Genomic DNA, 21,513 nt, shown 5'->3' with positions numbered 1-21,513 from the left:
CCGGCGGTCCCCGACTCGTCCCCGGCTTTCGCGCCTGTGTGGCCGTACCGTACGTGCTCACAGGCCGGACGTGGCAACTCTGGCACATCTTCCGAGCCGTCCGACGCGAGGGTCCGCGAAGGACGGTTCCGTCCAGGAAGCCCCACCCGGAGACGGTAACTTCCGTTTTGCCGCTCTTGGGTGACGTGGGGACGCGAGGTGCCTCACACGTTCGGGGGCGCCCCCTCGATGGGCCTGCCAAGGACTCCCGGACGCCGCTGCCACGGGTGCGGTCCGGCGGGCGGCCGGTAGTCGACGCCGAGGGCGTCCAGGCGCCGGTAGTGGGCGGCCATCCGGCGCTCGAACGCGGCGAAGTCCCGCTCCCCCGGCTCGGGGAGGGCGGACCAGGCGACCTCGGCGAAGGCGGCGAGGCGCGGGAAGACCTGGTAGTCGACGCGGGAGCGGTTCTCCATGACCTCGGTCCACACGTTGGCCTGGGTGCCCAGGACATGGGCGGCGGCCTCGGGGCTCAGGCCGGGCGGGACGGGCTCGAAGCGGTAGACGTCCTCCAGGGTCCTGACGAAGCCGATGGGCATCGGCTCGTCCTCGCCCGGCGCCTGACGGTGGTCCAGGTACACCTGCTGCTCGGGGCACATGACGACGTCATGGCCCGCCTCCGCGGCGGTGATCCCGCCCGCGTACCCCCGCCAGGAGGAGACGGCGGCACCGGGCGCGAGGCCGCCCTCCAGGATCTCGTCCCAGCCGATGAGGCGGCGGCCCCGGTCGGCGAGCCAGCGGTCGAAGTGGCGGATGAACCAGGCCTGGAGCTCGTGCTCGTCGGCGAGGCCCAGCTCCTTGATGCGGGCCTGGGCCGTCGGGGACTGCTTCCACTGGTCCTTGGGGCACTCGTCGCCGCCGACGTGGACGAAGGTGGACGGGAAGAGGTCGAGGATCTCCTCGAAGACGCCCTCGTAGAAGCGGAGGGTGGTGTCGGTGGGGGCGAGGACGTTCGGGTTGACGCCCCAGGTGTCCCAGACGGTGAGGGCGCTCGTGTCGACGACGTCGGTGTTGCCGAGCTCCGGGTAGGCGGCGATGGCGGCCTGCGAGTGGCCCGGGATGTCGATCTCGGGGACGACGGTGATGTGCCGCTCGGCGGCGTACGCGACGATCTCGCGGATGTCGTCCTGGGTGTAGAACCCGCCGTGCGGCGTCTCGTTCCAGAGCGGCGAGGCCCGGTGCCCCCACTTCGTACGGGCCCGCCAGGCGCCGACCTCGGTGAGGCGCGGGTGGCGCCTGATCTCGACGCGCCAGCCCTGGTCGTCGGTGAGGTGGAAGTGGAAGACGTTGAGCTTGTGCGCGGCGATGAGGTCGAGCTGCCGCAGGACGTCGTCCTTCGGCATGAAGTGCCGCGACACGTCGAGCATGAGCCCGCGCCACCGGAAGCGGGGGGCGTCGGTGACGACCTGGGCGGTCACGGCCGCGACGGCGCCGGGGCGGGGGGCCTTGCGGAAGGCGTCGGGGCCGAGGAGCTGACGTAGCGTCTGCGCGCCCCAGAAGACACCGGCCGGATCGCCGCCCACGATCTCGACCCCGCTGTCCCCGCTGCCCCCGCTGCCCCCGCTGTCCGCGCTGTCCGCGCGCACGGTGAGCCGGTACGCCTCCGGTCCGAGGGTGTCGTCGACGCGCAGGGACAGGCTGTTGCCCGCGCCCTGCGGCGCGGGCGGCAGCGACAGGCCGAACGCGGCGCCGAGGGTGGCGCGCAGCCAGCGCTCGGTGGACTCGGTGCCGGGCCCGGCGACGAGGGCCGTACGGAAACTCAGAAGGAAATCGCCCGAGTCGGGGCTCTCGACGTTCGAGGGCGCGGGAATGAGGTCCTTGTCGGTCATGACGTCAGTCCTTCACCGCCCCGCCCAGCCCGGAGACCAGACGGCGCTGTACGAGTACGAAGAAGACGAGCACCGGGATCGTCATCACGGTCGATCCGGCCATGATGCCTCCCCAGTCGTTCTCGTCCGGCTTGAAGAAGACGAGCAGCGCCATCGGGAGGGTGGACTGCGAGGTGTCGCTGATGAGGAACGACTTCGCGAACAGGAAGTCGTTCCAGGTCGAGATGAACGAGAAGACGCTGGTCGCCACGAGCCCGGGGAAGACCAGCGGGAAGAGGATCTGCCACAGGAAGCGGGTGCGGCTCGCGCCGTCGATCGCGGCCTGCTCTTCCAGCGCCTCCGGCACCGCCTTGACGAAGCCGCGCAGCATCCAGATCGCGAACGGCAGCGAGAAGGCGATGTGCGGCAGGATCAGCGAGCCCAGCGTGTTGAGCTGGCCGACGTCCCGCATCAGGAAGAACAGCGGGATGGTCAGCGCCTCGATCGGCACCATCTGGGCGACGAGGAACATGATCAGGAGCGTCGTCCGGAAGCGGAAACGGAAGCGGGTGACCGCCGTCGCCGCGAGGAAGGCGATGAGCGCGGAGGCGAGGACCACCGTGCAGGCGACGATCAGCGAGTTGAGGAAGTACCGCCCGAAGTCCTGCTGTTCGAAGACGCGCCGGAAGGAGTCGAGGGACGGCGAGAGGGTCCACGGCCGCGGCTCGGTCGACTGGATCTCGCCGGCCGGTTTGAAGGCCGAGAGGACCATCCAGTACAGCGGGAAGGCGACCGCGGCGGCGACGAGGAGGGCGGTGGCCTCGGCGGCGAGGCGCCCGGGCCGCCGGATGCGAAGGGTGCTCACAGTTCTTCTCCCTGGCGACGCAGCAGACGGAGGTACACCAGCGTCACCGCGAGCAGGATCAGCAGCATGACGACGCCGATCGCCGAGCCCAGGCTGTACTGGGAGGAGGCGAAGGCCTTCTGGTACGCGTACACGTTGAGGACGAGGTTCTGCCCGGCGATGCCACCGCCGTTGGTCATCACGTAGATCTGGGTGAAGACCTTGAAGTCCCAGATGATCGACTGGATCGTGACGACGACCAGGATCGGCCGGAGCATCGGTGCCGTGACCGAGCGCCAGATCCGCCACTGCGAGGCGCCGTCGAGGGCGGCGGCCTCCAGGACCTCGCCGGGGATGGCCTTGATGCCCGCGTAGACGGTGACCATCACGAACGGGAACGAGCACCAGACGACCTCGAAGAGGACCAGGGCGAAGGCGCTGTAGCGCCCGTACGTCCAGGAGAAGTCGCCGAGCCCGAGCAGCCGGTTGACGGGGCCGAAGTCGGGGTCGAAGAGGAAGACCCAGACCGTGGAGCCTGTGACGGCGGGGGTGGCCCAGGCGCCGAGCGCGGCCAGCATGAGCGCGAGGCGGGGCACGGCCCGTACGCGGGTCAGGAGCACCGCGAGCGCGCAGCCCACGGCGAGGGTGGTGACGACGCAGGCGGCGGCGAAGAGGACGGTGGCGAGGAGGACCTGCCAGAACTGCGGGTCGGCGAAGAGGGTGGCGTAGTTGCCGAAGCCCTGGAAGGAGGTGGGCTCGCCGCCGCTGACCTGGGCCTGGGTGTACTCCAGGAAGGAGATGAGCCCGAGTTGGTAGATGGGGTAGACGAGGAGCCCGCCGAGGACGACGAGGGCGGGGAGCAGATAGAGCCAGGGCGTCCAGCCCGCGCGGCCCCGGGGACCTCGGGGGCGCCGGGGGCGGCGGGGCCGGGGGACGGCGGGCGCCGGCCCCCGGTTCTTCGTGGCGGTGGTCAGGGTCATGCCGGTCAGCCCGCGGCCGCGAACGCCGCGTCCATCTTCTTCGCGGCGTCGTCGGAGGCCGCCTTCACGTCCTTACGGCCGCTGACGATCTCCTGGAACATCGTCGGCAGGACCAGCGAGGCGTCGATCTGGCCCCAGCCGGGGGACGCGGGGACGAACTTGGCGCCGGCGGCGAGCGTGTCGATGAAGGGCTTCACGAAGGGCTCCTTCTGCGCCGCCCGCGCCCGGACATCGGTGTAGGTCGGCAGGAAGCCCATCGCGTCGAAGAGCTTGCCTTGCGTCTCCTTGCCGGTGAGGGACTTCATCAGGTCGACGGCGAGGGTGCGGTGCGAACTGCTCTTCAACAGGCCGACGTTGTTGCCGCCCGCGAAGGCGGGGGCGATGGAGCCGGGGGTCAGGCCGGGCAGCGGGACGACGGCGTACTTGCCCTTGACGGCGCCGGCTTCGACGGCGGCGTGGCTGAAGTCGCCGCCGATGGCCATGGCGGCCTTGCCGGAGGCGAAGGCGGTGACGGTGGCGTTGCCGCCCATCTGGGCGCACTTGGCGGCCGGGCAGTTGTCGTCGCCGAAGAGGGAGGTGTAGGCGGTGATGCCCGTGCGGGCGGCCTCGCTGTTGATGGCGGAGGTGTACGACGTGCCGTTCTGGGTGGCGAGTTCGCCGCCGTTGGCCCAGATGAACGGCATGGCGCCGTAGGTGTAGGCGCCGCCGACGGCGAGGCCGTACAGCTCGGGCTTGGCCTTGTGGACCTTCTTCGCGGTCGCGATCAGCTCGGCCTGGGTCTTGGGGGCGGAGAGGCCGAGGTCCTTGAAGACGTCGGTGCGGTAGTAGAGCGCGCGGACGCCGACGAAGAGGGGCGCGCCGTAGATCTTGCCTTCGACGGTGACGGAGGCCTTGGCGGTGGCGTCGGTGTCCTTGGCCTCGTCCCAGGCGCCGAACTCGGCGCTGATGTCGGCGAGTCCGCCGTCCTTCACGTAGCCGGCGGTGTCGGTGTTGCCGTACTCGATGAGGTCGGGCGCGGACTTCGGGTCGTTGAAGGCGGCCTTGACGCGCTGGGCGCGGGTCTCGACGGGGATGTACTCGACCTCCACCTTCGCGCCCTGGTTCCGCTTCTCGAAGGCGGCTATGGCGCCGTCGACGACCTTCTTCTTGGGCGCGTTGTCGACCTCCTGGAAGAGCCAGACGCGCAGGGTGCCGCTCTTCTCGTCGGTCGCGGCCTTGCCGTCGGAGGTCTGCGGGGCGCAGGCGGTGGCGGTGAGGCCGGCGAGGACGAGGGCGGTGACGGTGGCGGCGATGGGGGTCCCCCCTGCTCGAGCGAAGCCGAGAGCTTGGGGGAGGGCAGGAAGCTTCATGACGGATCCCCTCCGAAGGTGTTGCAACATACGCAACGGGCGTTTCGTGCTGCACAACACGCGTGAGGTTAGGGGCGGACCAACTCCCGGACAAGTGGTCTCAACCACTCTGTGACCGGCCGACGCACCCCGTGCAACGCACCGCCCCTGACCCCCGGACACGCGAACGGCCCCCGGCACACGCACCGAAGTGCGCGCACCGGGGGCCGCCCCGACAGCGAGACCCGTCCCGGAGGACCGCGGAGGACCGCCTCCCAGGACCGTCCTACTTCTTGTCCTTGCCGCCCTTGCCCTTGTCCTTGTCGCCGCCACCGGCGCCCATGGATTCGTAGATCTCCTTGCACATGGGGCAGACCGGGTACTTCTTGGGGTCGCGCCCCGGAACCCAGACCTTGCCGCACAGCGCCACCACGGGAGTGCCGTCGAGGGCGCTCGCCATGATCTTGTCCTTCTGGACGTAGTGGGCGTAGCGCTCGTGGTCGCCGTCACCGTGGGACACCTGCGGCGTCGGCTCGACGAGGGTTCCCGTACCTGCCCCGCGCTCGGGCTCGAGAGTGCTCATAGGCACCAAGGGTACTGAAGACCGGACGGGTCAGTTGAGCGAAGGGTCGTCCGGGTACGTCGCCACCATCGCGAGGTCGCTGCGTTGGCGGCGCAGGACCTCGCGCCAGAGGGATTCCGGGCGGGGGGAGGAGACGTCGCCGGGTTCGGACTCGACCACGTACCAGGCTCCGTCGCCCAGTTCCGTCTCCAGTTGGCCCGGGCCCCAGCCCGCGTAGCCGGCGAAGATACGGAGGGAGCCGAGGGCCGGTCCGAGGAGCTCCGGCGGGGTCTCCAGGTCGACCAGGCCGATCGCGCCGAAGACCCGGCGCCAGCCGAGCGGGCCCTCGTCGCCGGGGATCACCGCCACGCCGAGCGCCGCGTCGAGGGAGACGGGGCCGCCCTGGAAGACCACACCCGGTTCGCCCGCGAGCTCGGCCCACGGGGCGAGGATGTCGCCGACCGTGACGGGGGTCGGCCGGTTCAGGACCACGCCGAGGGAGCCCTCGTCGTCGTGGTCGAGGAGGAGCACCACCGCGCGGTCGAAGTTGGGGTCGGCCAGTGCGGGGGTGGCGACGAGCAGCCGTCCTGTGAGCGAGGACACCTCGGTCATGCGACACATGATCCCGCATCTTCCGGGTTCGCGGGGGCCGAAGGAAGGAGTGTGGACAGACCGGCGAGCCGCGCAGTTCAGAGCGGCCGCGGAGGTCTCGTACGGACACAAACGGACGGTAACGCTCCGCAAGATCACATGAACAGAGGGTGTTGTGCCGAATTCATTACATCTGTGGGGCCCCCTCGGGCTTCCGGGCGGGGGGTCTGCGAGCCTTACCCTTTTCCCTGGCCCCCTGCCCGACCTCTCCGGAACGCGAGATTCATGACCGGCACAGACGATGTACTGCTTGTCCACGGCGGAACCCCGCTTGAGGGCGAGATCCGCGTCCGCGGCGCGAAGAACCTCGTGCCCAAGGCGATGGTCGCCGCCCTGCTCGGTAGCGGGCCGAGCCGGCTGCGCAATGTGCCCGACATCCGTGACGTCCGCGTGGTCCGCGGACTCCTCCAGCTGCACGGAGTGACCGTCCGCCCCGGCGAGGAGCCGGGCGAGCTGGTCCTCGACCCGACGCACGTCGAGTCCGCCAACGTGGCCGACATCGATGCCCACGCCGGTTCGTCGCGCATCCCGATCCTCTTCTGCGGTCCGCTGCTGCACCGCCTCGGCCACGCCTTCATCCCGGGCCTGGGCGGCTGCGACATCGGCGGCCGGCCGATCGACTTCCACTTCGACGTGCTGCGCCAGTTCGGCGCGACCATCGAGAAGCGGGCCGACGGCCAGTACCTGGAGGCCCCGCAGCGGCTGCGCGGCACCAAGATCCGGCTGCCGTACCCCTCGGTCGGCTCGACCGAGCAGGTGCTGCTGACGGCCGTCCTGGCGGAGGGCGTCACCGAGCTTTCCAACGCGGCCGTGGAGCCGGAGATCGAGGACCTGATCTGCGTCCTGCAGAAAATGGGCGCGATCATCTCCATGGACACGGACCGGACGATCCGGATCACCGGTGTGGACCGTCTCGACGGTTACAACCACCGCGCGCTCCCGGACCGTCTGGAGGCGGCCTCCTGGGCGTCCGCGGCGCTGGCGACCGAGGGCAACATCTACGTCCGCGGCGCGCAGCAGCGGTCGATGATGACCTTCCTCAACACGTACCGGAAGGTGGGTGGCGCCTTCGAGATCGACGACGAGGGCATCCGCTTCTGGCACCCGGGCGGCTCGCTCAACGCGATCCACCTGGAGACGGACGTGCACCCCGGTTTCCAGACCGACTGGCAGCAGCCGCTGGTGGTGGCGCTGACGCAGGCCGCGGGCCTCTCCATCGTCCACGAGACGGTGTACGAGTCGCGGCTCGGCTTCACCTCCGCGCTGAACCAGATGGGTGCGCACATCCAGCTGTACCGCGAGTGCCTGGGCGGCTCGGACTGCCGCTTCGGCCAGCGCAACTTCCTGCACTCGGCGGTCGTGTCGGGCCCGACGAAGCTCCAGGGCGCCGATCTGGTCATCCCGGACCTGCGCGGCGGCTTCTCGTACCTGATCGCGGCACTCGCGGCCCAGGGCACGTCCCGGGTCCACGGCATCGACCTGATCAACCGCGGCTACGAGAACTTCATGGAGAAGCTCGTCGAGCTGGGCGCGAAGGTCGAGCTCCCGGGCAGCGCGCTCGTCTGACCCGGCGCAGCACACACCCCGATTTCGCCGAAACCCCCGGCGCCCCCTCACCGGGGCCCGGGGGTTTCGTCGTGAAACAGACGCAGCGCGCCCGCACACGGGCAAACGGAAGGGCGGCCACCCCCTGACAGGGTGGCCGCCCTTCCGTCGCTTCAGGCCCGCTTCCAGGCCCTCGGCGCCTTACTTGCCCTTGGCGGCTTCCTTGAGCTTCGAGCCCGCGGAGACCTTCACGCTGTAGCCGGCCGGGATGTTGATCGGGTCGCCGGTCTGCGGGTTACGAGCGGTGCGAGCGGCACGGTGGGTGCGCTCGAAGGTCAGGAAGCCGGGGATGGTGACCTTCTCGTCGCCCTTGGCGACGACCTCGCCGACGGTCTCGGCGAGAGCGGCCAGCACGGCGTCGGCGTCCTTGCGGGTCACCTCGGCGCGGTCGGCCAGGGCGGCCACCAGCTCACTGCGGTTCATGTTGTTACTCCCGTGTTCTTCTTGCCTGTGAGGCGTGAGATCGATGCCGATGCTGCCAGGGCCCTCGGACAGTCCCCGGACCCGGGTCTGCTGACAGACCCTCGCGCCCGAATAGGCATCCTGCCCCCACCAGCGGCGGGAACGCCAATCCGGCACCCTCTGGGGTCACACGAAAAGCGCCACGGCCACTGGCATGGTGACGTTCCGTCGACTCCGCGGAAACTCTTTGGAGCCGAAGGGCCACCCTAAAGGCGGGTTTGGGGCGAGGCGACCCGCGACGCGCCGTGTGCGGGGCGGACATGGGGCCGGTCGGCCCCACCGCCGCCCCACGCGGCCCCTGGAGGGCTCCCTCGGAGCCCTCCGGACGGGTCCCTCGGAGCCCTCCGGACGGGGCTCCGTCAGAGCCCGTTCGTCCCGTTGTCGGCACCCGCGCCCGCGGCCTTCGCCGCCGTGCGCACGGCGCCCGCCACCGCGGGGGCGACCTTGTCGTTGAAGACCGAGGGGATGATGTAGTTCGGGTTCAGCTCGCCCTCGGTGACGACGTCGGCGAGCGCGGCGGCGGCCGCGAGCATCATCTCCGTGTTGACCGTGCGGGACTGCGCGTCGAGGAGGCCGCGGAAGACACCCGGGAAGACCAGCACGTTGTTGATCTGGTTGGGGAAGTCCGAGCGTCCCGTGGCGACGACGGCGGCCGTCTGACGGGCGATCGCAGGGTCGACCTCGGGGTCCGGATTCGCGAGCGCGAACACGATCGCGTCGTCCGCCATGGCGGCGACGTCGTCCGCGCCGAGCAGGTTCGGGGCCGAGACGCCGATGAAGACGTCCGCGCCGACCACGGCCTCCTTGAGGGTGCCGGTGACGCCCTCGGGGTTGGTGTTGTCGGCGATCCAGCGCAGCGGGGTGCCGGGGGCGGCCTCGACGAGGTCCTCGCGGCCGGCGTGGACGACGCCGTGGATGTCGGCGACGACGGCGTGCTTGACGCCCGCGGCGATGAGCAGCTTCAGGATGGCCGTACCGGCGGCGCCCGCGCCGGACATGACGACCCGTACGTCTCCGACACTCTTGCCGACGACGCGCAGCGCGTTGGTGAGGGCGGCGAGGACGACGATCGCGGTGCCGTGCTGGTCGTCGTGGAAGACCGGGATGTCGAGGGCCTCGCGCAGCCGGGCCTCGATCTCGAAGCAGCGGGGGGCGGAGATGTCCTCCAGGTTGATGCCCGCGAAGCCGGGGGCGATCGCCTTGACGATCTCGACGATGGCGTCGGTGTCCTGGGTGTCCAGGCAGATCGGCCAGGCGTCGATGCCGGCGAAGCGCTTGAAGAGGGCCGCCTTGCCCTCCATGACGGGCAGGGCGGCCTTGGGGCCGATGTTGCCGAGGCCGAGGACGGCGGAGCCGTCCGTCACGACTGCGACGGAGTTGCGCTTGATGGTGAGGCGACGGGCGTCCTCGGGGTTCTCGGCGATCGCCATGCACACGCGGGCCACGCCCGGGGTGTAGATCATGGAGAGGTCGTCACGGTTGCGGATGGGGTGCTTGGACGCCATCTCGATCTTGCCGCCGAGGTGCATCAGGAACGTACGGTCCGAGACCTTGCCGAGGGTGACGCCCTCGATGGTGCGCAGCTGCGCGACGATCTCGTCGGCGTGCGCGGTCGAGGTCGCGGCGATGGTGACGTCGATCCGGAGCTTCTCGTGGCCGGAGGCGGTCACGTCGAGGCCGGTGACGGAACCGCCGTGGGACTCCACCGCCGTGGTGAGCTGGGAGACCGCGGTTCCGCTGGCGGGAACCTCCAGCCGGACCGTCATCGAGTACGAGACGCTGGGCGCCGTTGCCATGGCCGAGTTCCTCTGCTTTCCCTGAGCTTCGTTGCTACGCCGCCCCGGCTGGTTGCCCGGCGGCGCCCTCCGATCGTCGCACCTACCCGCCGGTAGCAGGTAATGCGGTCATTTCGTTTTCGGAAAGTAGTTTCCACCATACGAGAACCTGCGGGGAAACAGAAGAGGCCCGCGATCACCCTGGGGTGACGCGGGCCTCTTCTGTATGTACGTACAAGGTGGCACCGACCCGCCATGCTCGCCTCGCGGCAAGTGGTCCCTCTAAGGGACGAAGGTTGGGCCCGGGGGCTTGGATCGAGCCGGTGCCATAGACAGGCTAACAAACCACCCTGGTAAGTGATTCCTGCGACGCAGGTTGACCTGAAATCAGTCCCGGAGCAGGTCGGGGACCCCTGCCTCGTCCGGTACGTCACGGGCGCCGGAGACCACCGTCAGCTGCTGGGTCGCCCGGGTCAGCGCCACGTACAGGACCCGCAGGCCGGCCGGGGACTCGTCCGCGATCTCCGCGGGCGAGACGACCACGGTGGCGTCGTACTCCAGGCCCTTGGCCTCCAGCGAGCCCAGCGCCACCACCCGGTCACCGAGCTCGGCCAGCCAACCGGCGGCCTGCTCGCGGCGGTTCATGGCGACCACGACACCGACCGTCCCGTCCACCCGTTCGAGCAGCCGGCGCGCCTCCGCCCGTACGGTTTCGGCCAGATCGTCCTTGCCGGGCAGCGCCACGAACCGGGGCTCCACGCCGGTCGAGCGGACCGCGCGCGGTGACTCCTTGCCGGGCATGGCGAGGGCGAGCACCTTGGCGGCCAGTTCGGCGATCTCGGCCGGGTTGCGGTAGTTCACGGTCAGCTCGAAGTGGCGGCGCGGGCGGCGGCCCAGCGCCTCGTCGCGGGCCTCTGCGGCCTCGTCCGGGCTGGACCAGGAGGACTGCGCCGGGTCGCCGACGACCGTCCAGGTCGCCGTCCTGCCGCGCCGCCCGACCATCCGCCACTGCATGGGCGTGAGGTCCTGGGCCTCGTCGACGATGACGTGCGCGTACTCGGTGCGCTCCGCCGCGAGCCGCTCGGCCCGCTCGCGCTGCGTCTCCTCCCGTACGGGCATCAGCTCCTCAAGGCCCGTCAGCTGGTCCAGCGGGTCGTACTCCCGCTTCTTGCGCGGCCTGGCCGGGGTGCCGAGGAGGGTGTGCAGCTCGTCGAGGAGCGCCACGTCGTGCACGGAGAGGCCGTCGCGGCGCAGCGAGCGGGCGAGCCGGCGGACCTCGCCGGGGTTGAGCACGCGCCGGGCCCAGCGGCCGAGGCGCTTCTCGTCGCCCATCGCGTCGAGGACCTGGCGGGGGGTCAGCTCGGGCCACCAGGCGTCGAGGAAGCCGAGGAAGGAGTCCTCGGTGGAGACGTCCTCGTCGAAGGAGGAGCGCAGCTCGGCGGCGAGCTCGGGATCGCTGTGCCGCCCGGCGGCGCCGGACTTGGCGTACAGGGCGTCGAGCAGCAGCTTGCGGGCGCGCGGGCGCAGGAGGTTGACGGGCGCGGTGCCGCCGAGGACGTTGTGCCGGATGCGTTGGAGCTCGTCGCCCTCCAGCTCCAGGCGGCGGCCGAAGGCGACGACCCGGAGGCGGGTGGGGGTGCCGGCGGGGGCCGGGGCGGCCTCCTCCTCGCCGAGAGCCAGCTGGGCCTGGGCCCTGGGCGCCGGGGTCTCCAGGGCCCCGCGGGCCGCCTTGCGCAGCACGGCGAGCATGCGGGAGGAGCCCTTGACGCGGGCGACGGCCGGTTCGTCGTACGTGGTGGCCTCCACGCCGTCCACGAGCGAGCCGAGGGCGCGGATGGCGACCTGGCCCTCCTCGCCGAGCGAGGGCAGCACACCCTCGGTGTACGAGACGAGCAGCGGCGTCGGGGAGACGATCAGGATGCCGCCCGCGTACCGGCGCCGGTCCTGGTAGAGCAGGTAGGCCGCCCGGTGCAGGGCGACCGCCGTCTTCCCGGTGCCCGGGCCGCCCTCGACGTACGTGATCGAGGCGGCGGGCGCGCGGATGACGAGGTCCTGCTCGGCCTGGATGCTGGAGACGATGTCCCGCATGGTGTGGCTGCGGGCCTGGCCGAGCGCGGCCATCAGGGCGCCGTCGCCGATCACCGGCAGCGCGCGCCCGTCGAGGGTCGCGGTCAGCTCCGGGCGCATCAGGTCGTCCTCGACGCCGAGGACCTTGCGGCCCTTGGAGCGGATGACGCGCCGACGCACCACGCGGCCGGGGTCGACCGGCGTGGAGCGGTAGAAGGGCGCGGCGGCCGGCGCCCGCCAGTCGATGACGAGCGGCGCGTAGTCGGAGTCCAGGACGCCGATCCGGCCGATGTGGAGGGTCTCGCCGATCTCGGCCGTGTTGTCGGGCCGTACGGCGTCCTCCGCGGGCTCGACGGAGGTGTACGCGCCGTCGGGGCCCTTCTTGCCGTCCTTGCCGTACAGCAGGTCGATGCGGCCGAAGAGGAAGTCCTCGAACTCGTTGTTGAGCCGGTTCAGGTGCACGCCGGCCCGGAACACCTGGGCGTCCCGCTCCGCGAGCGCGCCCGGGGTGCCGACCTGGCCGCGTTTGGCGGCGTCGTTCATCAGGAACTCCGCCTCGTGGATCTTCTCCTCGAGGCGGCGGTAGACCTTGTCCAGATGTTCCTGCTCGACACCGATCTCACGGTCGCGGACCGTATCGGTGGCGTCCATGGCGGCCATGGCCTCCACGGCTTCCTGCGCGGCCACTGAGGCCCCCTTCTGACGTGCACTGGGCAGCCGTCGAGCGTACGCCACAGGGGGGCAAAATGTCAGGCCTCGACCTCCACGAGGCGTTCGCCGTCGAAGGTCCGCACCTCGAAGTGGTCGATGTCGTTGCGGTCCATGGCCGAGCCGCCGTGGACGTACAGCGGGTTCTTGGCGGACTCCTGGGTCGCGCCGGGGATGCCGTACCCCCACTTCGGCACGGCCCAGGAGGTCACGGTCTCCTCCTCGCCGCTCTTGGAGACGGCGACGAGCCGGCACTTCAGGGGGCCCTTGACGTTCTTGAGCTCCAGGACGGTGTGGGTGCCCCAGCCCTTCTTCTCCATGCCGACGGTGGCGCTGACCTTGGTCGTCGGGTCGGTGGCGTGGATCTTCTCGTCCATGTGGTTGAAGAAGGCGTCCTCGGCCGGGCTGGTGGGGTGCGGCTCGATCGCCCGGTGGTCCTTGTCGCCGCCCGAAGTGGCGACGACGGCGACGGCGGGACCGCCGACGACGAGGACGGCGGCGGCCGCGACGAGGTAGAAGGAGCGGCGGCGCGAGCGGGCGCGCTTGGCTCCGACCTCGTCGATGAGCCGGTCGAGCAGCTGGGGTCCGGGCGGGTCGGCGACGGCCCTGAGGCCGACGGGTTCGCCGGGGGCGCGGCCCGGGCCCGGCGGGGCCGGGGGCGCGGGCGGCCTGGGCGCGAAGGCGTCGAAGGCCTCGTCCCCGTACGGGTCGGGGCTCGCGTACGGGTCGGGGCTCGCGTAGGGGTCGGGGGCCCCGTACGGGTCGGGGGCCGACCGTCGGGCGGAGCCCGGGGCCCCGGCATCCGCGAGCATGGCGAGCATCGGCTCCATGCCGGCGAACTCCTCCACGTGCGCGGCGCAGAGTTCGCAGTTCACCAGGTGCGCCTCGAAGGCGGCGGCGTCGACGTCGTCCAGGATGCCCAGCACGTACGCGCCCGCCGCGTCGTGCGGCGGTGTCATGTCGTTGCTCATGCCGATACCCCCCTCTCCTCCAGCGCGAGCTTCATCGAACGCAGTGCGTAGAACACCCGGGAACGCACGGTCCCTGCGGGTATGCCGAGGGTCTCGGCCGCCTCGTTGACCGTACGCCCCTTGAAGTAGGTCTCGACCAACACTTCCCGGTGGGCGGGGGTCAAATCGTCGAGCGCGTCAGAGAGCGTCATCAGCCAGAGCGCCTTGTCGATCTCGTCCTCCGCGGGCAGGACCTCGAGCGGTGACGGGTCGACCTCCTGCGGCCGGGCCTGCCGGCTTCGGTGCCCGTCGATGACGATGCGCCGGGCAACCGTCACCAGCCAAGGTCGGACGGAGCCGGTCGCCCGGTTGAGCGCGCCGGCGTTCTTCCAGGCACGGATGAGCGTCTCCTGCACGACGTCCTCGGCACGCTGGCGGTCGCCGGCGACGAGGCGTAGTACGTAGGCGAGCAGGGGCCCGGCATGTTCGCGGTAGAGAGCACGCATCAACTCCTCGTCGGGGACGTCGGGGTTGCCCCTCGGCGCCTCGCTGCGATGCCGGGCCCGATGCGGACGTTCATCGGCCACGGCCGCATCCTTGCGCACCTGAACCTCCCCGGTCGAGTCCCTGTTGTCGTGCAGGGGTACGGAGCGGGGTGCGGGTTCGACTCAACGGCGCGCGAAGTTTTTTCGGGGATGCCTCACCACCGCCCCGAGGGCCGGTCAGGCGGGCGTTCCGGCCCTCCGGGCTGCCCGATGCCGGGCAACGCGCTCGCGGTTGCCGCACGCCTCGCTGGAGCACCAGCGGCGACGGCGCCCGCGCGAGGTGTCGAGGTAGCAGCGGCGGCAGTCGTCGCGCTCGCAACGGCGAAGCAGGGCGCGGGCGGTGGGGTCGGTGAGCAGGTCGACGGCGTCCCTGGCGACGGCGGCGAGCAGGGCGCGGCAGTCGGGCTCGGCGTACAACGCGCGGACGAGTCCCCCGGTTTCCGTGCGTACGGCGCGGGGCGCGGGTGGCGGGGAGGCGGCGGCGAGGGCGTTGAGCCGTTCCAGGGCCCGGTCGGCCGCGCGGCGGCCGTCGAGCTGGGCGTGCGCCAGTTCACCGACGCAGTCGCGCAGTTCGCGGAAGCGTACGACCCAGAGGGCGTCGATCCCGCGGAGCGGGGTGGCGGCGGGGACGAGTCCCGCGGCGCGCAGGAAGTGGTCGAGCGCCCGGGGATCACCGAGCGGTTGGGCGGCCAGGTCCAGGCTGATCCGGCCGGACTCGAACCGTACGGTCATGCCCCTGTCACCACCTCGCGATCGGAAGCAGTCGTCCCGACCAGAGTGCCGAGCCGGGGCGGGTCCGGCTACCCCTCTGGCGGAGGGTCGTCAGGGAGATCCGTCGGGGGTGCCGATCCGTCACGGGCGCCGCACGCCCGAGCCGCCGCGGCGCGGCCCGCGCCGCGAGGCCCGAGGCGGTCGGCCGAGTCCGGGAGACCGCGAGCTGGGGAGCCCGGGAGCCCGGAGCCCGGGAGGCCGGAGCCCGCGAGGCCGGGGTCCGGGAGGCCGGAGCCCGCGAGGCCGGGGTCCGGGAGGCCGGAGACCGGGAGGCCGGGAGGCCGGGAGGCCGGGAGGCCGGGAGGCCGCGACCCACGAGCCCGGGAGCCCGGGCCCCCGGGAGCCCGCCCCCTACCCGTCCGCGTACTTCGTGTCCGACACCGGGTCGAGTGCCAGCCGGTAGCCGCGTTTGACGACCGTCTGGATCAGCTTCGGGGTGCCGAGGGCCGTGCGGAGGCGGGCCATCGCCGTCTCCACCGCGTGTTCGTCCCGGCCCATGCCGGGCAGGGCGCGGAGCAGGTCGGCGCGGGAGACGACCCAGCCGGGGCGTCGGGCCAGGGTGGCGAGCAGGGCCATCCCGGCCGGCGGGACAGGGCGCAGGGCGCCGTCGACGAGGACCGCGTGGCCGCGGATCTCGATCCGGTGGCCGGCCACCGGCAGGCTGCGCGCCCGGGTGGGCAGCTCCTGGCAGAGCAGCTGCACCAGCGGGCCGAGCCGGAAGCGCTCGGGCTGGAGGGTGTCGATGCCGTGTGCCTGGAGCGGCAGCGCGGTCACCGGCCCCACGCACACCGTCAGCACCTCGTGCCGCAGCGCTTCGAGGAGCCGGGGCAGCACGCCCCGGTGCTCCGCCCGGGACATCAGCGAGGCGGCGGCCGGGGCGCTGGTGAAGGTCACCGCGTCCAGGGAGCCCGCCAGGACCCCGTCCAGGAGCCGGTCGAGCGGACCGATGTCCTCGGGCGGCATCCACCGGTAGACCGGTACGACGACGACCTCGGCGCCGCCCGCCGTCAGCGCCTCCACGAACCCCGGCAGCGGCTCCCCGTGCAGCTGGAGCGCGATCCGCCGCCCGGCCACCCCCTCGGCGAGCAGCCGGTCGAGCACCTCGGCCATGGACTCCGACGACGGCGACCACGACTCCGTGAGCCCGGCCGCCCGTACCGCGCCCTTGACCTTGGGGCCGCGGGCGAGCAGCTCCACGCCCCGGAGGCAGTCCAGGAGTTCCTCGCCGTGGCCCCAGCCGTCCGCCGCCTCGATCCAGCCCCGGAAGCCGATCGCCGTCGTGGCGACGACGACGTCCGGCGCGTGGTCGATGAGTTCCTTCGTCGCGGCGAGCAGTTCCGTGTCGTCGGCGAGCGGCACGATCCGCAGCGCAGGACCGTGGACCACGGCCGCCCCCCGGCGCCGCAGCAGCGCGCCCAGCTCGTCCGCGCGCCGTGCCGCGGTGACCCCCACGGTGAACCCCGCGAGGGGCCCCTGCTCTTGCTCGTACATGACGCCCGAGCCTGACGGCGATGCGTGACGGATGCGGTTCACCTGGATTTCCTGCCCGTTACGGACCACTCCGGATCACACCTCGGCGTAACCGAGCTGCCGGGTCTTCTCCTCGGCGCCCTCTGCACCCTCGGCCGTGTCCGGTACGACCGCAGGCCGGCGAAGGTATACCGCCCAGGTCACGGCCATGCAGGCCGCGTAGAAGAGCAGGAAGGCGACGAAGGCCCCGGTGCCGGTGCCGGCGGTCTGGAAGGACTGCCGGAAGGCCAGGTTGATGCCGAGCCCGCCGAGCGCGCCCACGGCCCCGATCAGCCCCATGGAGGCCCCGGAGAGCCTGCGGCCGTACGACTCCGCCGCCTCGCCCGCGAGCCCCCGGCGGTGCCCCTGCGCGAGGAAGATCGCGGGGATCATCTTGTACGTGGAGCCGTTGCCGAGGCCGCTGAGGACGAAGAGCCCGATGAAGCCGACGAGGAAGACGGTGAGGGACTCGACGACCGAGGCGTAGACCACGACCCCGGTGGACACGGCCATGGCCGCGAACGTCCACAGCGTGATCCGGGCGCCGCCGTACCGGTCGGCGAGCGAGCCGCCGACGGGCCGGATCAGCGAGCCGAGGAGCGGGCCGATGAAGGTGAGCGAGGCGGCCTGGAGCGGGGTGCGCCCGAACTGGGTCTGCAGCACGAGCCCGAAGGCGAAGCTGTAGCCGATGAAGGAGCCGAAGGTGCCGATGTAGAGGAAGGCCATGATCCAGGTGTGCTTGGCCGCCACGGCTTCCTTGACCGCTCCGGTGTCGTTCTTCACCGGCGCGAGGTTGTCCATGAAGAGCGCCGAGCACACGGCGGCGACGACGATGAGCGGGATGTAGACGCCGAGGACGATCCGCGGGTGCAGTGCGCCGGCGGTGCCGATGACGAGCAGGCCGACGAGCTGGACGACGGGGACGCCGATGTTGCCGCCGCCCGCGTTGAGGCCGAGCGCCCAGCCCTTCTTCCGCAGCGGGAAGAAGGCGTTGATGTTGGTCATGGAGGAGGCGAAGTTGCCGCCGCCGACGCCGGTGAGCGCGGCGACCAGCAGGAAGGTGCCGTACGAGGTGCCCGGCTCCATCACCGCGTAGGCGACGCCCGTCGGCAGGAGGAGCAGCAGCGCGCTGACGATCGTCCAGTTCCGGCCGCCGAAGCGGGCGACGGCGAAGGTGTACGGGACGCGGATGAGCGCGCCGACGAAGGTGGCGGTCGCGATCAGGAAGAACTTGCCCGCCGGGTCGACCCCGTACTGCGGCCCCATGAAGAGGACCATCACGGACCAGAGGCTCCAGACGGAGAACCCGATGTGCTCGGAGAGCACGGAGAAGAGCAGATTGCGCCGGGCGATCCGCTCTCCTTGTTCACGCCAGAAGGTGTCGTCCTCCGGCTCCCAGCGTTCGATCCACCGGCCGCCCATCACGTACCTCCACGGTTTCGGGTCCCGAGCGTCCAGATGCTCCGGACCTCTGCGATCAGAGGCTATGGAAGCCGCGTTTCGGGCCCGGTGGCGCAAAGTGACGGGTACGGAACCTAGCTCTCACCGGACCTGCACACCTGCTGTGAGCGCCCCGGGCCCCCAGGTCCCCGGGCCCCAGGCCTCAGGCCTCAGGCCTCAGGCCTCAGGCCTCAGGCACCACGGGCCCCGGCATGACAAAGGCCCGGCGGTCGTCGGTGACGACTGCCGGGCCCGTGCCCACATGGGATGAGTGGAGATGGCGGGAATCGAACCCGCGTCCAACGGTGCAGAATCAGGGCTTCTCCGTGTGCAGTCTGCTGCGATTTTCTCGGCCCCGGAGATCACGCAGACAAGTCTCCGACGGGCTCAGTCACTGTTTGATTTCCTCACCGTCCCCGTGACCGGGACGGTGAGTTTAGATCCCTTGATGATGCCAGGATCCGGGTCGGGATCACCCCCGGGCTGACACTTCGCAAGTCGCTACTTAGGCAGCGAGGGCGAAGGAATCGCGCTTGGTGTTGGCGATTATTGGTTGCGACATATGGTTAACGAGATCATTGCCGCTTCCTCGACACGCTTCCCCTGCTTCGACATCCGCTGTCGAAACCGATCATCCCCATGTTGATTTTTCAAAGCGCGCACCCGCTGTGAGGTGCGTGACCCATCGTACGTGACGACCGCGTACGGTTGCCAGCGACTTAACGGGCCCTACGCGACCTGGGACGCCCGCTGGCGTCGCTTCGCCGCCGCGATCGCCCGGTTCGTCTCGCGGGTGTCCTGCTTCTCCCGCAGCGTCTGCCGCTTGTCGTACTCCTTCTTGCCCTTGGCGAGCGCGATCTCGACCTTCACCCGGCCGTTCAGGAAGTACAGCGCCAGGGGGACGATCGTGTGTCCCGTCTCCTGGGACTTCGCCTCCAGCTTGTCGATCTCGGCGCGGTGCAGGAGCAGCTTGCGCTTCCGCTTCGCCGAGTGGTTGGTCCAGCTGCCCTGGAAGTACTCCGGGACGTGGATGTTGTGCAGCCACGCCTCGTGCCCGTCGATCTGGACGAAGCCGTCGACCAGCGACGCCCGGCCCATCCGGAGCGACTTCACCTCGGTGCCCATGAGCACCACACCGCACTCGTAGGTGTCGATGATGTGGTAGTCGTGGCGCGCCTTCTTGTTCTGCGCGATGATCTTGCGCTCAGGAGCCTTCTCAGGGTCCTTCTTCTTGGCAGGCTTGCCCTGCACGTTCACGAGTCCCTTTGCCATAGTGCGGCCATTTTCGCACTACGAGCCCCCTCCGAGGCCACTCAATACCGTTCTCGCCCGTTCCTCGGCCCGCTCGCCCGTGCTGTCGCTGACGACGAGGTCGGGTGTGATGCCCAGGCCGTCGACGCCGTGTCCTGCGGGGGTGCGGTAGTGGCCGACGGTGAGCTCGGCGACGGAACCGTCGGGCAGGGTGCTCGGCATCTGCACCGAGCCCTTGCCGAAGGTGCGCGAGCCGACGGTGACGGCCCGGCCGCGGTCCTTCAGGGCGCCGGTGAGCAGCTCCGCGGCGCTCATGGTGCCCCCGTCGACCAGCGCCACCACGGGCCGCGCGGTGTCCCCGCCGCTCTGCGCGTACAGGGCCCGCTGCTCGCCGTCGACGTCGTACGTGGCGACCAGGCCGCCGTCGAGGAAGGCGGAGGCGGCCACGGTGGCCTCGGCGACCAGGCCGCCCGCGTTGCCCCGCAGGTCCAGGAGGACGCCGGCGCCGGCCGGGGCGTTCCGTACCGCGTCCCGTACCCGCTCGCCCACGCCCTTGGTGAAGGCGGCCACCTTGATCAGTACCGTGCCGTCGTCGAGGCGCCGCACGGTGACGTCGTCGGTGGCGAGCCGGGCCCGGGTCAGGGTCTGGGTCCAGGCGGAGCGGCCGCGCTCCACCCCGAGGGCGACGGTGGAACCGGCCTGGGCGGCGCCGTCGCCGCGCAGCAGGGCGACGACCTCGGAGACGGAGCGTCCGGCGAGGGAGCGTCCGTCGACGGTGACGAGCCGGTCACCGGCGCGCAGTCCGGCCTTGGCGGCGGGTCCGCCGGTCTGGACGCGGGAGATCTCGATCCGGTCCGCGCCCGCCTTCCGCGCGGAGAGCCCGACGCCGGTGTACGAGCCGTCGAGGGCCTGCTCGAACTCCTCGAACTCGGCCTTGCCGTACACCGCGCCCCAGCGGTCGCCGCTGCGGCTGACGAACTCCTCGGCGGCCTGCTTGCCGGACTTGCCGTCGGCCATCGCCTCGGCGGCGGCGCGGGAGAGGTCGTCGGGGTCGACGGTGTCGCGCACCGCGGCCTGCTGGGCGCGCTTCACGGTGGTGGGCTCCTGCCGGGGCAGGGCTCCGGTGGCCGCGGCCGTCGCGAGCACTCCGGCGAAGACCAGCGTCAAAGCCGCCCCGCGGAGGACTCCGCGGGGCCTGATACAGAGGTCGGCGCCGGTAGGCATGGCGCTCACTCTAGGACAAAGCAATGGCGCCGTACGGTGGTTGACCGTACGGCGCCAAGGGTGACACAGGGGTCCTTGTCACACCTTCAGGTACTTGCGCAACGCCACGAAGGCCGCAAGGGCCGGCATCAGCAGACCGATGGCGATGACGAGCGGCAGCTTGGCGAGGACCGCGTCCCAGCCGATGAAGTTGACGAGCTGCATCTTGTCGGCGAGCGCGATGCCGTGGTCGATGAGGAAGTACCGGCCGACCAGGAGCATGACGCAGGCGACGGCGCCGCCGAGGAGACCGGCGAAGGCGGCCTCCATGATGAACGGCATCTGGATGTAGAAGCTGGAGGCGCCGACCAGCCGCATGATGCCGGTCTCGCGCCGTCGGCTGAAGGCGGAGACGCGCACCGTGTTGACGATCAGCATCAGCGCGATGACCAGCATCAGCCCCATGATGCCGAGGGCGGCGATGTTCATGCCGTTCATCAGGTCGAAGAGGTTCTGCAGGATGTTGCGCTGGTCCTGGACGGACTCCACGCCGTCACGGCCCGCGAAGGCGGTGGCGACGACCTTGTACTTCTCCGGGTCGTCCAGCTTGACCCGGAACGACTCCTGCATCTGGTCGGGCGTGATGACCGAGGCGATGGCGGTGTCGCTGTACTGCTCCTTGTAGTGCTTGTAGGCCTCGTCGGTCGTCTCGTGGTGGACGGTCTCGACGATGTCCATCTTCTTCAGATCGGCCTCGATCTGTTCCTTCTGCTGGGCGGTCACCGCGCCCTTGGCGCACTTGGTGGAGGTGGCCGCGTCGTTCTTGTTGCAGAGGAAGATGGAGACGTTGACCTTGTCGTACCAGTAGTCCTTCATCGTGCTGACCTGCTCGCGCATGAGCAGCGCACCGCCGAAGAGGGCGAGCGAGAGGGCCACGGAGACGATGACGGCGAAGGTCATCGTGAGATTGCGCCGGAGGCCGACGCCGATCTCGGAGAGCACGAACTGAGCGCGCATG

General features: G+C 70.9%; 18 protein-coding genes and 1 other RNA gene. 1 reads left to right on the top strand and 18 read right to left on the bottom strand.

Annotation, left to right across the window (positions count from 1 at the left end):
- Positions 1–203: 203 nt before the first annotated feature.
- From ACGFYP_RS17320 to ACGFYP_RS17295, 6 genes are all read right to left on the bottom strand, one after another.
- A complete protein-coding gene (locus ACGFYP_RS17320; RefSeq protein WP_393493628.1) occupies positions 204–1,865 on the bottom strand; it encodes a beta-N-acetylhexosaminidase in 1,662 nt (553 codons plus the stop codon).
- 4 nt (positions 1,866–1,869) lie between these two features.
- On the bottom strand, positions 1,870–2,709 hold the full coding sequence (locus tag ACGFYP_RS17315; RefSeq protein ID WP_393493626.1) for a carbohydrate ABC transporter permease: 840 nt from the start codon (positions 2,707–2,709) through the stop codon (positions 1,870–1,872).
- Complete coding sequence (locus tag ACGFYP_RS17310) at positions 2,706–3,668, bottom strand: carbohydrate ABC transporter permease (protein WP_393493622.1); 963 nt, start codon at positions 3,666–3,668, stop codon at positions 2,706–2,708. The genes ACGFYP_RS17315 and ACGFYP_RS17310 overlap by 4 nt, the downstream gene beginning before the upstream one ends.
- Before the next feature lie 5 nt (positions 3,669–3,673).
- On the bottom strand, positions 3,674–5,017 hold the full coding sequence (locus tag ACGFYP_RS17305; RefSeq protein WP_393493620.1) for an extracellular solute-binding protein: 1,344 nt from the start codon (positions 5,015–5,017) through the stop codon (positions 3,674–3,676).
- A 265-nt stretch (positions 5,018–5,282) separates the two neighbouring features.
- On the bottom strand, positions 5,283–5,579 hold the full coding sequence (locus ACGFYP_RS17300) for a DUF3039 domain-containing protein (RefSeq protein WP_361962557.1): 297 nt from the start codon (positions 5,577–5,579) through the stop codon (positions 5,283–5,285).
- A gap of 30 nt (positions 5,580–5,609) precedes the next feature.
- On the bottom strand, positions 5,610–6,170 hold the full coding sequence (locus ACGFYP_RS17295) for a YqgE/AlgH family protein (protein ID WP_393493616.1): 561 nt from the start codon (positions 6,168–6,170) through the stop codon (positions 5,610–5,612).
- Between the two features lie 264 nt (positions 6,171–6,434).
- On the opposite strand from ACGFYP_RS17295, the gene murA reads away from it, so the two are divergent.
- On the top strand, positions 6,435–7,775 hold the full coding sequence (gene murA / locus ACGFYP_RS17290) for a UDP-N-acetylglucosamine 1-carboxyvinyltransferase (protein WP_361962553.1): 1,341 nt from the start codon (positions 6,435–6,437) through the stop codon (positions 7,773–7,775).
- A gap of 180 nt (positions 7,776–7,955) precedes the next feature.
- On the opposite strand, the gene ACGFYP_RS17285 is transcribed toward murA, so the two are convergent.
- From ACGFYP_RS17285 to ftsX, 12 genes are all read right to left on the bottom strand, one after another.
- Positions 7,956–8,237 carry an HU family DNA-binding protein gene (locus ACGFYP_RS17285; RefSeq protein ID WP_017237029.1) on the bottom strand — a complete coding sequence of 94 codons (282 nt, stop codon included), beginning with the start codon at positions 8,235–8,237 and terminating at the stop codon, positions 7,956–7,958.
- 398 nt (positions 8,238–8,635) lie between these two features.
- Positions 8,636–10,072, bottom strand: coding sequence for an NAD-dependent malic enzyme (locus ACGFYP_RS17280; RefSeq protein ID WP_393493612.1), 1,437 nt, complete (start codon positions 10,070–10,072; stop codon positions 8,636–8,638).
- A gap of 366 nt (positions 10,073–10,438) precedes the next feature.
- The gene (locus ACGFYP_RS17275; protein ID WP_393494317.1) at positions 10,439–12,778 is read right to left on the bottom strand and encodes a HelD family protein; all 2,340 of its coding nucleotides are present in this window, start codon (positions 12,776–12,778) and stop codon (positions 10,439–10,441) included.
- An 89-nt stretch (positions 12,779–12,867) separates the two neighbouring features.
- Complete coding sequence (locus ACGFYP_RS17270) at positions 12,868–13,797, bottom strand: zf-HC2 domain-containing protein (protein ID WP_393493609.1); 930 nt, start codon at positions 13,795–13,797, stop codon at positions 12,868–12,870.
- Positions 13,794–14,381 (bottom strand): sigma-70 family RNA polymerase sigma factor, encoded by a 588-nt coding sequence (locus ACGFYP_RS17265; protein WP_361962546.1) that lies wholly within the window; start codon positions 14,379–14,381, stop codon positions 13,794–13,796. Before ACGFYP_RS17265 ends, ACGFYP_RS17270 begins: the two co-directional genes overlap by 4 nt.
- 117 nt (positions 14,382–14,498) lie before the next feature.
- Positions 14,499–15,053 (bottom strand): ABATE domain-containing protein, encoded by a 555-nt coding sequence (locus tag ACGFYP_RS17260; protein WP_393493606.1) that lies wholly within the window; start codon positions 15,051–15,053, stop codon positions 14,499–14,501.
- Between the two features lie 390 nt (positions 15,054–15,443).
- Positions 15,444–16,583, bottom strand: a complete 1,140-nt coding sequence (locus ACGFYP_RS17255; RefSeq protein ID WP_393493603.1) for a uroporphyrinogen-III synthase — start codon at positions 16,581–16,583, stop codon at positions 15,444–15,446.
- A 75-nt stretch (positions 16,584–16,658) separates the two neighbouring features.
- Positions 16,659–18,023 carry a nitrate/nitrite transporter gene (locus ACGFYP_RS17250; RefSeq protein WP_361962540.1) on the bottom strand — a complete coding sequence of 455 codons (1,365 nt, stop codon included), beginning with the start codon at positions 18,021–18,023 and terminating at the stop codon, positions 16,659–16,661.
- 287 nt (positions 18,024–18,310) lie between these two features.
- Positions 18,311–18,680: a transfer-messenger RNA gene (gene ssrA / locus ACGFYP_RS17245) on the bottom strand.
- Between the two features lie 90 nt (positions 18,681–18,770).
- A complete protein-coding gene (smpB, locus tag ACGFYP_RS17240; protein ID WP_361962538.1) occupies positions 18,771–19,313 on the bottom strand; it encodes an SsrA-binding protein SmpB in 543 nt (180 codons plus the stop codon).
- Between the two features lie 18 nt (positions 19,314–19,331).
- A complete protein-coding gene (locus ACGFYP_RS17235; RefSeq protein ID WP_393493598.1) occupies positions 19,332–20,516 on the bottom strand; it encodes a S41 family peptidase in 1,185 nt (394 codons plus the stop codon).
- A 78-nt stretch (positions 20,517–20,594) separates the two neighbouring features.
- Positions 20,595–21,512, bottom strand: a complete 918-nt coding sequence (gene ftsX / locus ACGFYP_RS17230; RefSeq protein ID WP_393493595.1) for a permease-like cell division protein FtsX — start codon at positions 21,510–21,512, stop codon at positions 20,595–20,597.
- Position 21,513: the final 1 nt, after the last annotated feature.

It is taken from the genome of Streptomyces sp. NPDC048370, from assembly GCF_043200825.1.
Classification (GTDB): domain Bacteria; phylum Actinomycetota; class Actinomycetes; order Streptomycetales; family Streptomycetaceae; genus Streptomyces.
This window is presented reverse-complemented; position numbering and strand designations above follow the sequence as displayed.

Coding starts and splice junctions, on each gene's coding strand:
- ACGFYP_RS17320 (WP_393493628.1), bottom strand. CDS start 1,865: ATGACCGACAAGGACCTCATTCCCGCGCCCTCGAACGTCGAGAGCCCC.
- ACGFYP_RS17310 (WP_393493622.1), bottom strand. CDS start 3,668: ATGACCCTGACCACCGCCACGAAGAACCGGGGGCCGGCGCCCGCCGTC.
- ACGFYP_RS17305 (WP_393493620.1), bottom strand. CDS start 5,017: ATGAAGCTTCCTGCCCTCCCCCAAGCTCTCGGCTTCGCTCGAGCAGGG.
- ACGFYP_RS17300 (WP_361962557.1), bottom strand. CDS start 5,579: ATGAGCACTCTCGAGCCCGAGCGCGGGGCAGGTACGGGAACCCTCGTC.
- ACGFYP_RS17295 (WP_393493616.1), bottom strand. CDS start 6,170: ATGACCGAGGTGTCCTCGCTCACAGGACGGCTGCTCGTCGCCACCCCC.
- murA (WP_361962553.1), top strand. CDS start 6,435: ATGACCGGCACAGACGATGTACTGCTTGTCCACGGCGGAACCCCGCTT.
- ACGFYP_RS17285 (WP_017237029.1), bottom strand. CDS start 8,237: ATGAACCGCAGTGAGCTGGTGGCCGCCCTGGCCGACCGCGCCGAGGTG.
- ACGFYP_RS17280 (WP_393493612.1), bottom strand. CDS start 10,072: ATGGCAACGGCGCCCAGCGTCTCGTACTCGATGACGGTCCGGCTGGAG.
- ACGFYP_RS17275 (WP_393494317.1), bottom strand. CDS start 12,778: ATGGCCGCCATGGACGCCACCGATACGGTCCGCGACCGTGAGATCGGT.
- ACGFYP_RS17270 (WP_393493609.1), bottom strand. CDS start 13,797: ATGAGCAACGACATGACACCGCCGCACGACGCGGCGGGCGCGTACGTG.
- ACGFYP_RS17260 (WP_393493606.1), bottom strand. CDS start 15,053: ATGACCGTACGGTTCGAGTCCGGCCGGATCAGCCTGGACCTGGCCGCC.
- ACGFYP_RS17255 (WP_393493603.1), bottom strand. CDS start 16,583: ATGTACGAGCAAGAGCAGGGGCCCCTCGCGGGGTTCACCGTGGGGGTC.
- ACGFYP_RS17250 (WP_361962540.1), bottom strand. CDS start 18,023: ATGGGCGGCCGGTGGATCGAACGCTGGGAGCCGGAGGACGACACCTTC.
- smpB (WP_361962538.1), bottom strand. CDS start 19,313: ATGGCAAAGGGACTCGTGAACGTGCAGGGCAAGCCTGCCAAGAAGAAG.
- ACGFYP_RS17235 (WP_393493598.1), bottom strand. CDS start 20,516: ATGCCTACCGGCGCCGACCTCTGTATCAGGCCCCGCGGAGTCCTCCGC.
- ftsX (WP_393493595.1), bottom strand. CDS start 21,512: ATGCGCGCTCAGTTCGTGCTCTCCGAGATCGGCGTCGGCCTCCGGCGC.